We start from the raw sequence: 12,624 nt of genomic DNA, 5'->3' as shown, positions 1-12,624 counted from the left end.
GGAGGGGCATCATCGAAGAAATGTATCGGCGTTGCGGTAAACGATCTTCCCATCGATCAGGGTCATCGATACGTGAGTTCGGGCATCCAGAGGGTCTCCATCCCACAGGACTAGGTCGGCGTCCTTTCCGGGTTCTATGGAACCCAGACGTCCCTCCAGCCCCAGGTGTTCCGCTCCCGAGAGTGTGATGGCCCGAAGAGCCTGATCACGTCGGAGCCCAGCTTTATGAGCCATGGTGGCGCAGAGGATCAGTGCCTGGACCGGGATGACCGGATGATCGGTAATGATACAGAAGTGAATGCCTCGGTCGGCGAAGACCTTGAGGGTATTCCAGGTCATGTGACGCAGCTCGATTTTTGGGCGTGTGGACAGGGTGGGCCCCACGGCAGCCATCACCTTCTTAGACGCCAGGTACTCGGCAATCAGGTGCCCTTCGGTGCAGTGCTCAAGGGTGAGATGGATTCCGAATTCCTCGGCTGTACGGATGGCGGTGGCGATATCGTCAGCCCTGTGACAATGGACCCTGAGAGGCATAGCCCCCTCCAGGACGGGAAGCATGGCTTCCATGTCGGGCTTAATCTCGAAAGGTTCCTTGTCGTCGTCCTTTTTATTTTCGTGGTGAATTTTATTTGCCTTATAGTTTATGGCCTGGTAGAGGGAATTTCTCATGATTGCTGCGTTGCCCATCCTCGTTGTGGGCAGTTGATCTCGTTTTTTATACACGCCGATGGGGTTCTCGCCCAGGGCGGCTTTCATCCCTGAGGGAGCTGCTACGGTCATGGCGTCCACAACCGATCCTACCGTCTTGATCACGGCCCCCTGTCCGCCGATGACGTTGGCACTCCCGGGGAGGACCTGAAGGGTCGTGACCCCGCCCTCTCTGGCTTCTTCGAATGCTGGGTCAAAGGGATAGATGGAATCGAGGATACGCAACTGTGGAGTTGCCGGATCGGTCATGTCGTTTTCGTCGGTCATGGAATAGGGCATGCCCTCGGGGCATGCGCCAATGTGGGTGTGGGCGTCGATAAGCCCTGGGGTGGTCGTCATGCCCGAGCCGTCTATGATATGGGCTTCGGGTGGTAATGGGATGTTGTCCCCTACTGCGATGATTTTTTCGTTCTCGACGAGAATGGTCCCTCGTTCCAGTCGCCCCGATGAGATGGTCTCCACAGCGCTCCCTACGATAGCTTTCAATGCTGTTCTCCCCTTTCGAATAATCGGAGGTGTGTCCTCCTCGTCCGTATTGTATGTGATGACGACGAAATACGCCATTTCATCACCGTTTGTCGTAGAATGAGGCGACAGTATCCGTATCGGGGAGGAGAGGGGGTGCCGTGTCGTTGAAGAGCCGATCGAGCCGTATGGGTCAGGAGCCGGTCGGGTGGCTGTTGTTTCAATTTTCCATCCCTGCCATCGTGGGGATGGTGGCCAGTGCTCTGTACAACATCGTGGATCGTATGTTCATCGGCCACGTGGTGGGGAGCCGGGGTCTCGCCGCCGTCACCGTGACCTTTCCGTTTTTTCTCTTTATTATCGCCTCGGGGATCCTGATTGGCGTGGGGACGTCCTCTCAGATCTCCCGAGCGCTGGGTGAGGGGCGACACGATTGGGCTCAGGCGGCCATGGGCAATGGTATTATGGCCATGATGGGTGCGTCGATCCTGGTCATATCGGTGGGGGCTGTCTTTATGGATGATCTCATGAGGCTCTGCGGGGCCACCCCGGCCCTTATGCCCATGATTCGATCCTATCTGGAGGTTATCCTCTGGGGTGTCCCATTTCAGCTCGTGAGTTTTTGCGGAAATTACTTCATTCGGGCCGAGGGGCATCCCAGGCACGCAATGTGGACCCTGATCCTGGGGGCCGGGGGCAACGTCGTTTTGGACTGGCTGTTTATCGTCCGCATGAATATGGGGGTTCGAGGAGCGGCTTTGGGGACGGTTCTGGCCCAGGTAGTGGCCTCCCTGTGGGTCCTGTCTTTCTACGTTCGGCGCATGGGGGGACTGGACCTGAGGGAAATCCGTCCGCAACGGGACATCATGGTCGAGATGGTTACCGTGGGATTCTCTCCCTGTATGATGGAGATGTTTTTCGTGCTGATCATGGTGGTTTTAAACCGCACTCTGAGTCGCCTGGGCGGGGAAGTGGCTGTCTCAGCGATGGGAATCTTCTTCAGCCTGGACAGCTTGCTCTTCATGCCGGTCGTTGGTATCGGGGAGGGGGCTCAACCGCTTATCGGCTATAATTACGGGGCTGGGAAGTTCGATCGAGTGAGTCGGACCGTCTTTCTAGCCATGACTGCCGCCGTCGTCTTTTTCTTAGGCTCCCTGGTTGTGGCCGAGACGGTGCCTCATTTACTGGTCAGGCTTTTTAACGATGACAACCGCTCTCTCGCGGATCTGGCAGTCCGGGCCATTCGCATTGGCTACGCAGGAGCTCCTATGGCGGGGGTGGCCATCATATCGGCCTTTTTCTTTCAGGCTTTGGGTAAAGCCCGTCAGAGTCTGGCCCTGAACCTCTGTCGTCAGGTGCTCTTTCTTCTGCCTCCTCTGATTTTACTACCACCGTTGATGGGCGTTGACGGAGCATGGCTCTCCTTTCCCATCATGGATGTAGGGGGCGGTCTGATGGGGGGATGGATGGTTAGGTCCGAGATGGCTCGATGGAGGAGAAGTGATGACCACGAGGCGAAAGGCTGAGAGCCTTGAGGGAGGTGAGTACGGTGATGTTGTACGATTTTGTCTTTGTGTCTTGGGGCGGCGCTCTGATCGGGCAGGACGATGAGGGCATTCGGTCGATCCGCCTGTTCGAGGGGACGACTCCCTGCCCGCCGGAAGGGTGGCGGCTGATGCCCTCCGAGTTGGCCAACGCCGTGGAACAGCTCCAGGCGTATTTTGCCGGGGAGCTGAGTCGGTTCGACTTGCCTCTGGCTCCCGAAGGGACGGCGTTTCAACGCACTGTCTGGCGTGCTCTGACGGAAATCCCCTATGGGCAAACGATCTCCTATGGTCAGCTGGCGGCGTCCATAGGAAGACCATCGGCCTGTCGGGCCGTCGGCGGCGCTAACGGGAAGAATCCAATACCGGTGGTGATCCCTTGCCATCGGGTCATCGGAAGCGACGGTTCCCTGACGGGTTTTTCATCTGGCTTGTCGCTGAAACGACGGTTGCTGGCCATCGAGGGGGTTAACTTGGGCGGTTGGTAGTCAATACCCGGCCAGGCGGGGCAAGAACACCGTCATTGGAGGCCAGAGGATCATGGTCAGGAGAACCCCCAGGGCCCCGATAATGAAGGGCAGCTCACACCGAAAGATCCGTCTCAAAGGGACTCGCTCCACCGATGCTACCGATTCGTTGTAGCCCCCCACCGGTGGGGTGATCATGGCGATTGTGACGTTGAAGGTCATGACCAGTCCGAAGTGGTACGGATCGATCCCCGCAGCGGCTCCCAGAGGAGCCAGGAGGGGGGTAAGCACCGTCAGGAGGGTGACCTCCTCCATAAGCGTCCCTATGAGAAAAATCGCGAGACTCACGGCGATCATAAACAATCTGGGGTGATCCAGCAGCCCCGAGGAGGTCACGGTGGTCCACAGGGATTGAGCGGCTGCCTCCCACCTCAGGAGCCAACCCATAGCTGAAGATGCCCCTACGACAAGCAGGACCGAGCTGGCGGAGTTGACGGTCTCTCTCAGGGCCAGCCAGACATTCCTCGGGGAGAGCTCACCGGTGATGACCAGTCCCGTGATTAGGCAGTAGACTGCCGCCAGAGCTCCAGCCTCGGTAGGGGATAGTGTCCCCACGATCACGCCGCCAGCGATGATTGTTGGTGCAAGGAGCCCCGGTATAGCGTGCCCAAACGCTTTCATCTGTGCGGTCCATGAGCTCCGTTTCCTGGTTGTCGGGGAATACTTTCGTTGAAAGCGACCATGAATCCAGGCTACTACCCCAACGAGGAGCAAACCAGGAAGGATCCCTGCCGCAAACAGTCCACCCATAGAGGTTCCCGTGATAGCTGAGTACACGGTCATGAACAGGCTTGGAGGCAGAATAGGGCCCACAAGGGCGCTACTTGCCGTGAGCCCGGCGGCGTATCCCCGGGGGAATCCCTGTTGCTTCATTGCTGGTATGAATCGCTCGCCTAAGGTAACCGCTCCGGCGGTGGAGCCGTTCACTCCCGCGAGAAAGGCGCCTCCGATCACCGTGGGATATCCCGATCCGCCCTGATGAGAGCCAGTCAGGGCGCAGCTCAGGTTCAGAAGCCGCTCTGTGAGCCCTGATCGGTTCATCAGGTTCCCCGTCATGATGAAAAAGACGATGGACATGAGGGCATATGGGTCCATGGAGCCAAATATCTGTCGTGGGATTCTGGCGATCCAGGAAGGGTCTCCCCACAGAAGAGCGCCGATTACGCCGGCGCAGAGAAAGACAGCGTACAGGGGAACCTCCAGGGCCATGAGAAGACAGAGAAAGATTACGATGAGAGCTGTCATTGGCGTGGGTTCCCTCCGTCTCGACGAAGGATTCTCAGGAGGATCGCCACCAACATGACGGTGGCTCCCAGGAGAACCGCTGTCTCCTCCATCCCGTGTCCCACGGCTTTCAACCCCGTCCAGATCAGACATCCAAGGGCAGCTGCCTGGGTTACCGTTCGGGCCAGCGTCATGACTACAGCCAAGGGGCGACCACTTCGATGGAGCAGTCTGAGATGGCGATGTCCTCGATGTCCCAGGGGTTCGACGGCTCCCAGCATGACGATCCAGATCAGGGAGTCTCGGATCATCCGATCAGTCCACATCCTCGAGCAATCCATGAAGTGGTGAGCCACCAAGCTTACCAGAGCTCCTCCCAGACAGAGAATAAGAAGCACCGAGGCTATGGCTGTGCACCAGCGTTCCAGAGAGAACGGTTTCGGTGTGACAGGCTTCATGTCCACCTTTAAAGCTCCACGATCAGGACGACTTGAAGTGCTCGTTGCAAGGTGGGCATTATACGTCACGTCCTCTCATGATGAATGCAGCGGGGCGAATAGCTTTTTGACAATTGTACTGACAAGGGAGATTCCACGCAAGAGAAACGCCCCGACCTCACAAAGGGATAATCGGGGCGTTTGTTGGTTTTTTACAAGGGGCAGCAGATCAAGCGATGTACAAAAAATACGCCCCAGCCAGGACAACCAGCCAGCCGCAGATCTGGTTGACCACAAAAGTTCCTCTGCTGTTTTCCGTCCAGTTCATGTATCGGTCCAGCATATCGGCGAAGGTCCCAGCCAGAAGGATCACCAGGCAGTACCCCAAGCCGAAGAGAGCCACCAATCCAACACCCCGCAGAACACTGTCGGTAGCGGCTTTCATGGCGATGACGAGCATGGGAGCCATGTACGCGAAGGTGCAGGGCCCCAAGGCCATTCCAGAGACACATCCCAGGACCAAGGCACCCCAGAGGCCTTTTCGCCGATTACCGGCCTCCAGGGATCCCGAGACAAACCATGGGATAGTGACCACGTCCAGGAGATGGAGCCCGAATACGAAGAGCACTATTGACACGACGTAATTCATCACCGAGCTCAGCCCTTCCATAAGGGCTCCTGCTGATGCGATCACCGCACCGACCAAGGCGATGTTGACAAAAATGCCCAGAGAAAAGGCTCCAGAGACCAGAAGAGCATTCCTGGTTCCCGAGCCTCCCTGTCCCTGAATATAGCCGATGACCAGTGGAATGCTTACCAGGCTGCATGGGCTCAAGAGGACACTGAAGATACCCCAGGCGAAGGCCGCAGCAAAAGCGGCACCTCCGGCGCCCGAAAGGGCCCCCTGAACCGATGTAATCAGAGCACCCATACGATCCTTCCTTTGATGCTAGTTTTTGCTCTCGGATATGTCATATCCCAGCTCCATCCACTTATCTTGAAGCTGTTCCGCCGTCATGACACCCTCTTGGCGGTGAAGCATCTCACCCTCCGGGGAGAGGAAAACCAGGGTTGGGACAACCCGTACCTTGTATTTTTTGCCGTAGTCCATGTTCTCCATAAGGTTGACGGTGTTTACCATAACGCCGGGGTTCTCTTTCTCGAATCCTTCCAGGATTCGCGCCATCTGGACGCACGCTGGTCAGCCTGGGGCTGCGAGATCCAGGAGCTGGGGCAAGAGCGTTTGCGCTTGGACGCTTTCTTTGGCTATGGCTGTGGTGTCGATGACTTTGTTATTTTTCAGATACAGAGTGCCGCTGATGATGAAAACCACAGCGAGCAGTGTTATGATCTTTCGTACGTTCATTCGTATCGCCTCCTTGTAGAAATCTCTCTTGAAGTATAGCTGCATATGGTCTCGTTGGCTTGGGGCAAAATACTTATTTGTGCTGAGAATGGGTATTTTAAGTGTTGAAAGGGGGAGCCCCATGGTTCAGACATCGTCTCGTCGACTCGTCCGTCACGTCGTGGATTGGGTTCGTCAGGAATGGGGAACCTTTGTGGTAACAACGGTGGGGACCGTGATCATGAGTTTTGCCATCGTGGCTCTCACTATTCCCTACCGTTTTGCCAGTGCGGGTTTGGCGGGTTTGGCTCTGTGGACCAATTATGTGTGGGGCATCTCCCCGGCGTGGCTCATGGCCATCGGGAACCTGCTTCTTCTGTTGTGGGGGTGGCGGGCTCTATCACCTCGCTTTGTTCTATGGACGCTGTACGTTTCCCTGCTTTCGTCGGCGGCGGTGGCCGTCTTCGAGTTATTTCAATATCCTATGTTGGATAATGTACTGTTGGCGGGGCTCCTGTCTGGAGTCTGCGGAGGTATCGGCATCGGTCTCGTCTTTCGGGTTGGGGGGTCCACCGGGGGGACCGACGTGGTGGTTATGGTCGCTCGAAAAACCTGGGGTGTAGATGTCGGGATGTATTCCTTTTACATCAACATCGCTATTTTGTTTCTATTCTGGTTCATCGTGGATTTGGAGAAACTTCTGTTGGGGGGGGTGGTCCTCTATGCCGAGAGCATCACTATCGACTATGTCCTCAAGTCCTTCGACCGCCGAAAGCAATTGACGGTGATCACATCCCAAGATGCAGTCGTCCGCCGATTTATCCTGGACGATTTGAATAAAAGCGCCACGGTCCTCAGGGCCGAGGGGGCCTACACTGGTGAATCCAGGGTGATGTTTGTCGTCGTGCTCAATCGTCGTCAGGCCATGGAGCTCAAGCGGTACGTTGTGTCCGTGGACCCGGGGGCCTTCATCGTCCTTTCCGATGTAGCGGAGGTCGTGGGGGAGGGGTTCAAGCACTGGAAACAGATCTAAAAAGAGAACAGAGACGCTAGGAGGGCTGCCACTGCCAGGCCGGGAAGCATGTTCATCACCTTGATCTGTTTGATCTCCAGGATTCCCAGAGCCAGCCCCATGAGCATGACGCCACCTACGGCAGAGATCTCGTCTGTCACTGGCTGGCTCATATAGGGAGCGAGGACACCTGCGGCCAGGGTTATGGCTCCTTGGTAGAGCAGAACCGACGCCGCTGAGAGGGCTACCCCAACACCAAGGGATACGGCGAAGGCCGCAGAGGCGATCCCGTCCATGAGGGATTTGGTCAGAAGAAGTTTAGGCCACTGTCCCAGCCCTTCTTCCAGGGATCCAAGGATGGCCATGGACCCCATGCAGAAGAGGAGAGTTCCCGCCATAAACCCCTCGCCGAAGGGCCCCGAGGTGCCGATCTTTTGCTGGAGGAACTGGGTTCCTCGCCTGAATTGGCTGTCGAGGTCCAAGAGCTCACCTGCCACCGTACCCAGGACCAGGCTTACCACCAGGATCAGGATATTGTGAGTGCTCCCGGCTGTGGAGGTGCCCAGCCACAGGGTGAACAGCCCGATGACGTGAAAGGCTGCGGTGTTGATTCTCTGCGGGATAGCCGATCGAAAAACCAGCCCTACGCCGGTTCCCAGCAGGATAGCCAGGGCATTGATAACCGATCCGAACACCGGAATGTGCCCGGCGAGTTCCGAAAGGCTCATGAAAGTTCTCTCCTTTCTTGAATGTCACAGATTATAGTATGGGCATGCTTTATCGTCTGTCAAGGTAAGTTGTTTTTTCTCTTGAATATGTAGTTATAATGGTATTTGAGAGAAATCTACTTTCGAGAGGAAACCTTAAGGAGTGTTGGGATCATATATCGAACTATCTTGCAAAACCTGTTTGAGCCCTTCTCTTTGCATAAAATTCTTCGAGACGAGAATGGTGTCGCAAAAGATTTTCGTTTTGTCGATGTTAATCCCGCCTATGAGAAGGTTATGGGGGTTTGTCGCGCTGCGGTGATCGGTAAGACGTTTGGGCAAGTTTGGCCGCATCCAGAGGATGTCTGGGTGGACAACATGATTTGTGCTGCTGAGCGTGGCATTCATGCTCACTTCGAGGGATACAGCAGGGAGGTGGATCGATATCTGCACTCGATGGCTTTTCCTGTGTCCTCCCAATATGTGGGCGTGCTTTTTCTGGATATCACCGATTGGCGGCAATCTGAAGAAGCTCTAGATCAGAGTCGGGCGAGGCTGTTGACGTATCGTAAGGAGCTTCAGGGATTGATAACCAAGTTTTCTCTGGCGGAAGAGAAGGTTCGGAGAGCCATCGCCACAGAAATCCACGATGGTCTGGGGTATACCTTAATAGACATCATGAACGGCCTCAAGGCGATAGACAGTTCGTTGGTCACTCCTCGGGATCGGGAACGCATGGCGGTGGTCCTGGAAAAAATGCGAACGATGATGGACCATACGAGGAAGTTGACCTTTCAGATCAGTTCTCCCGTTTTATATGAGGTGGGACTCGGAGCGGCTTTGAAAAAACTTGGCGAGGATATGATCCTTCCTCATGGTATAGTGTATCTCTACAAGGGCAAGCTCTCGGATCAGGGGATCTCCGATGAGGTGACCATACTTCTGTACCAGATTGTCCGGGAGCTTTTTGTGAACATAGTGAAGCATGCCAAGGCATCTCGGGTGTCCGCAACTCTGCGGCGTAAGGAAAACTCTGTGACGGTCGTTGTTGACGACGATGGAGTGGGGATGACGCTGGAACAACGAGGAGGGCTTGGCTCATCCTGTGGCTTCGGTCTGTTCAGCATACGGGAAAGGCTGAGCTATATAGGAGGCTGCTTACAGGTCTACTCAGAACCGGGGCGGGGATGCTCCGTCGTTGTTAATGCGCCTGTCTCTCTGGTGGCATCGTGATCCAGGTGATGTTGGTTGACGACCATCAGATGGTTCTGGATGGTCTGAAACAGACGATAGATGCCCAGGATGACATGGTCGTCACAGCTTTGGCGACGAGTGGAGAACAGGCTCTTGAGTTTTTGTCTCGTGTCGCTGTCCAGGTGGCCGTTATCGACGTGACCATGCCAGGTATGAACGGGGTTACCCTTACACGAAAGATACGGGAAGGCTTCCCGGAGGTTCGGATCATCGCTCTGTCCATGCATGTCGATGGTTTGATCGTCTCCGAGATGTTGAAAGTCGGAGCCCAGGGCTATGTTCTCAAGGACTGCGGAGCGGAAAGTCTGCTCGTAGCTATTCGGGGAGTGGCTCAGGGTGGAGTTTTCTTTTCGACCGGGGTTGGAGCGCTTGTTGTGAGAGAGTACATTCAGGCCCGGGACTTCATGGGAGAGCCTCGGGTTCCCGAATTGACGGAAAGAGAACAGGAGATCCTCCGTTTGCTTATGCAGGGGAAACGGGTTCAGGAGATCGAAATGCTTCTGTGTATCAGCAGACATACGGTCAATACTCATAGGGGAAATATCATGACTAAGCTCGGATGTGAGACCTTTGTTGATCTGGTGCGGTACTGCATTAGAGAAGGCATTTGCGGGCTTGAATAAGCCGGATAATCCGCAGGAAAAATAGCGCACTGTGGGAGAAGCTTTTCCCGCAGTGTGCTATTTTTTTGGTCTCATAAAAAGCTATCCTATATATGGGAGATCCTATTATTTAAGGGGGGCTGTCTATGCGTCTGGAAATTGGTTCATTTCCCGTGCGGCGGATGGAGTTTGGAGAGAGAACACGCTATGAAGATGGCGTTCTTTTCGTTAACAAGGAGGAAGCTCTTAACCTTGTTCTACAGGATAGGCATGTGATCACGGCGGAGCTTCACATCGTTCATCCTGGTGATATGGTTCGTATCACTCCTGTGAAAGATGCCTTTGAGCCGCGTTGTAAGATTTCTGGGGGACAGAGTGTTTTCCCCGGCTTTATTGATGAACTGGAGGCTGCCGGAGAGGGCGTTGTACACGCTTTGACTGGATGTTCAGTTTTGGCTGTTGGACGGTGGGGATGTTTCCAAGATGGTCTGATCGATATGGGAGGAGAATTTCAGGACCACACGATTTTTGGAAATATGGTCAATCTCGTACTCCTAGCGGATACTGATGAGGAAGATGAGAAACACTCTTTCCAGAAAAAGAATCTGGTGCATCGCCGAGCCGGGATGAGGCTTGCTTCATATCTGGGGGAATGTTTGAGAACCGAAACGCCTGTAGAGGTGGAGGTATACGATCTTCCTCCTCTGGGGCGAAGAGGGGGTGATGTTGCTGGTCTTCCAAGAGTGGGGTATATCATGAAAGTTCTGGCTCAATGGGAGGATCGGGGATATAACGCCGAACTGTACGGGTGGGATACGAAAAGAATTCTCCCTATATACATTCATCCCAACGAGATTCTTGATGGAGCTGTTGTTGGTGGGAGTTTTACGCCTGCTTCGAACAATATGTCGACCTACTCGTTTCAGAGAAATGCCGTTATTCGAAAATTGATGCGAGAGCACGGGAAAACTGTGAATTTTATTGGTGTTATCCTGAGCAACGAGACGGTGGAGCTCTCAGAAAAACGAGTCAGCGTTCTGAGGGACGTTAGGCTTGCTCAGAACCTTGGGCTTGATGGCGTTTTGATCTCTCGGGAGGGGTATGGGAATGCTGATGTGGGCTTCATGTTGAGCATCGCCAGTCTTGAAAAGGTTGGGATTAAAACCGTTGGAGTCGTAAACGAATGTACCGGAAAGGATGGCTCTTCTCAGCCCATGGTTCTCATGCGTCCAGAAGCGGACGCCTTGGTCAGTGCAGGAAATGTTTCGGAGGTGTTTGAGTTACCTCCTATGCCGGTGGTTCTTGGAGATCTGCAATCGGTAGCCCGTGATGGATGTGGTGGTGGATGGGAAGGCTGTGTCAGGGATGACGGATCTCTGACCATTGAGGCTCAGGCTTTTATGGATGGTGACGCCCAAACCGGATTTTCCGTAAAAAGTTGTGCGGAATTTTAAAATTTAAGGAGAATAAACATGAAGGCCATTCATTATATCAACCAGTTCTTTGGTCAAATTGGAGGCGAGGATGCCGCAGATGCTGGACCGACGTTTCATTCTCCCCTTGTCGGTAGCTCTGTCATGTTAAATGATCTTATGCCTCATGTAGAGGTTACTCACACTGTGATTTGTGGTGACAATTATATTAACGAGTGGACAGATGAAGTTCTTACCACGATTCTGTCTTGGCTTGAGAACGTCGATTTCGATATTTTCATAGCGGGGCCAGCTTTTATGGCAGGTCGATATGGTGTTGGGTGTGGCTTAGTCTGTTCGGCTGTCTCAGAGAGGTTTGGCGTTCCCGTTTTGACCTCAATGAACGAGGAAAACCCCGGGGTGGAACTGTACCGTAAATCAGCGTATGTTTTCAAAGGTGGTCGGAAGGCTACATATATGAGGCAGGATATGGGTACCCTTGCTGGATTTGCGGAAAAATTGGCCCTTGGTGTGCCCCTCGGCACTGCCGATGAAGAGGGGTATTTCGGACGTGGTATTCGACGGCAGTATTTCCCCAAAGACGGGGTACCTGCATGTGATCGAATGTTTGATATGTTGATGAAAAAGTTGAAAAACGAGCCCTTTCAGACAGAACTGCCTATTCCGAAACCGGATATCGTGCCAATAGCTCCTGCTGTACCTGACATGAAGGCTTCTACCGTTGCGCTGGTAACATCTGGAGGTATTGTTCCTGAAGGTAACCCAGACAGAATTCAATCTGCATCGGCCACACTGTGGGGTGCATATGACATAGCAGGTATGGAACGCCTGAACGCTGGTGATTTCGTGACTGTCCACGCGGGCTATGATTCGGCGGCGGCAAATGAAGATCCTAATCGTGTGTTGCCTCTAGACGCTGTGCGTGCTTTGGAGCGCCAGGGTCAGATTGGAGCGGTGTATCCGCGATTTTTCGCTACGGTAGGAACTGGGACGGCTCAAAAAGATGCTTCTCGAATGTCACGGGAAATTATTGCACTTCTTCGGGACGATCAGGTCGACGCTGTCTTGCTTGTCACGACCTGAGGAACATGTACTCGTTGCGGGGCAACGATGGCCAGGGAAATTGAATTGGCGGGCATTCCCGTTGTTGTGGTCACAAATCTGACAGATATTGCTGTATCCATCGGACCGAATCGGGTTGTTCAGGGCAGTTCCATACCCCACCCATTAGGAAACCCGTCTCTTGATCAGGAACAAGAGTTTGAGTTCAGAAGAAAGCTGGTGTCGACGGCCATATCGGCTCTGGAGACAGATATCTCTTGTCAGACAGTTTTTACGGCACCGTAAATGCTGATCATCGAGATTT

At 54.1% G+C, this 12,624-nt stretch carries 13 protein-coding genes; 7 read left to right on the top strand and 6 right to left on the bottom strand.

The window, feature by feature from the left end; translation table 11 throughout:
• Window positions 1-9: 9 nt before the first annotated feature.
• On the bottom strand, window positions 10-1,047 hold the full coding sequence (locus CSA35_01520; protein PIE55335.1) for an amidohydrolase: 1,038 nt from the start codon (window positions 1,045-1,047) through the stop codon (window positions 10-12).
• A 287-nt stretch (window positions 1,048-1,334) separates the two neighbouring features.
• Between CSA35_01520 and CSA35_01515 the strand changes: the two genes are divergently transcribed.
• Window positions 1,335-2,699, top strand: a complete 1,365-nt coding sequence (locus CSA35_01515; GenBank protein ID PIE55140.1) for an MATE family efflux transporter — start codon at window positions 1,335-1,337, stop codon at window positions 2,697-2,699.
• Window positions 2,700-2,725: 26 nt separating this feature from the next.
• Window positions 2,726-3,205 carry a cysteine methyltransferase gene (locus CSA35_01510; protein ID PIE55334.1) on the top strand — a complete coding sequence of 160 codons (480 nt, stop codon included), beginning with the start codon at window positions 2,726-2,728 and terminating at the stop codon, window positions 3,203-3,205.
• Here CSA35_01510 and CSA35_01505 read toward each other — a convergent pair whose 3' ends face one another.
• The 4 genes from CSA35_01505 to CSA35_01490 form a co-directional block, all read right to left on the bottom strand.
• Entirely contained in the window at window positions 3,206-4,489 is a 1,284-nt protein-coding gene (locus tag CSA35_01505; protein ID PIE55139.1) for a C4-dicarboxylate ABC transporter permease, read from the bottom strand.
• Window positions 4,486-4,932 (bottom strand): hypothetical protein, encoded by a 447-nt coding sequence (locus CSA35_01500; protein PIE55138.1) that lies wholly within the window; start codon window positions 4,930-4,932, stop codon window positions 4,486-4,488. The genes CSA35_01505 and CSA35_01500 overlap by 4 nt, the downstream gene beginning before the upstream one ends.
• A 202-nt stretch (window positions 4,933-5,134) precedes the next feature.
• Window positions 5,135-5,836 (bottom strand): cytochrome C biogenesis protein, encoded by a 702-nt coding sequence (locus CSA35_01495; protein ID PIE55137.1) that lies wholly within the window; start codon window positions 5,834-5,836, stop codon window positions 5,135-5,137.
• A gap of 18 nt (window positions 5,837-5,854) precedes the next feature.
• On the bottom strand, window positions 5,855-6,091 hold the full coding sequence (locus CSA35_01490) for a hypothetical protein (GenBank protein PIE55136.1): 237 nt from the start codon (window positions 6,089-6,091) through the stop codon (window positions 5,855-5,857).
• 301 nt (window positions 6,092-6,392) lie between these two features.
• Here CSA35_01490 and CSA35_01485 point away from each other — a divergent pair, with 301 nt between their 5' ends.
• Window positions 6,393-7,283: a hypothetical protein gene (locus CSA35_01485; protein PIE55135.1), complete on the top strand. Its 891-nt coding sequence runs from the start codon at window positions 6,393-6,395 to the stop codon at window positions 7,281-7,283.
• Here CSA35_01485 and CSA35_01480 read toward each other — a convergent pair.
• On the bottom strand, window positions 7,280-7,990 hold the full coding sequence (locus CSA35_01480) for a hypothetical protein (GenBank protein ID PIE55134.1): 711 nt from the start codon (window positions 7,988-7,990) through the stop codon (window positions 7,280-7,282). The two genes, CSA35_01485 and CSA35_01480, sit on opposite strands and share 4 nt — an antisense overlap.
• Window positions 7,991-8,158: 168 nt before the next feature.
• On the opposite strand from CSA35_01480, the gene CSA35_01475 reads away from it, so the two are divergent.
• The 4 genes from CSA35_01475 (at window position 8,159) to CSA35_01460 (ending at window position 12,605) form a co-directional block, all read left to right on the top strand.
• Entirely contained in the window at window positions 8,159-9,202 is a 1,044-nt protein-coding gene (locus tag CSA35_01475) for a histidine kinase (GenBank protein PIE55133.1), read from the top strand.
• A complete protein-coding gene (locus CSA35_01470; protein ID PIE55132.1) occupies window positions 9,199-9,846 on the top strand; it encodes a hypothetical protein in 648 nt (215 codons plus the stop codon). The genes CSA35_01475 and CSA35_01470 overlap by 4 nt, the downstream gene beginning before the upstream one ends.
• Before the next feature lie 125 nt (window positions 9,847-9,971).
• Window positions 9,972-11,279 carry a betaine reductase gene (locus CSA35_01465; protein PIE55131.1) on the top strand — a complete coding sequence of 436 codons (1,308 nt, stop codon included), beginning with the start codon at window positions 9,972-9,974 and terminating at the stop codon, window positions 11,277-11,279.
• Window positions 11,280-11,297: 18 nt separating this feature from the next.
• Complete coding sequence (locus CSA35_01460) at window positions 11,298-12,605, top strand: glycine/betaine/sarcosine/D-proline family reductase selenoprotein B (GenBank protein PIE55130.1); 1,308 nt, start codon at window positions 11,298-11,300, stop codon at window positions 12,603-12,605.
• Window positions 12,606-12,624 lie beyond the last annotated feature (19 nt).

Origin of the sequence: Dethiosulfovibrio peptidovorans, assembly GCA_002748665.1 — a bacterium.
Lineage (GTDB): Bacteria > Synergistota > Synergistia > Synergistales > Dethiosulfovibrionaceae > Dethiosulfovibrio > Dethiosulfovibrio peptidovorans_A.
Note: the sequence above shows the minus strand (reverse complement) of the source record. Positions and strands in the feature narration are given on the sequence as shown.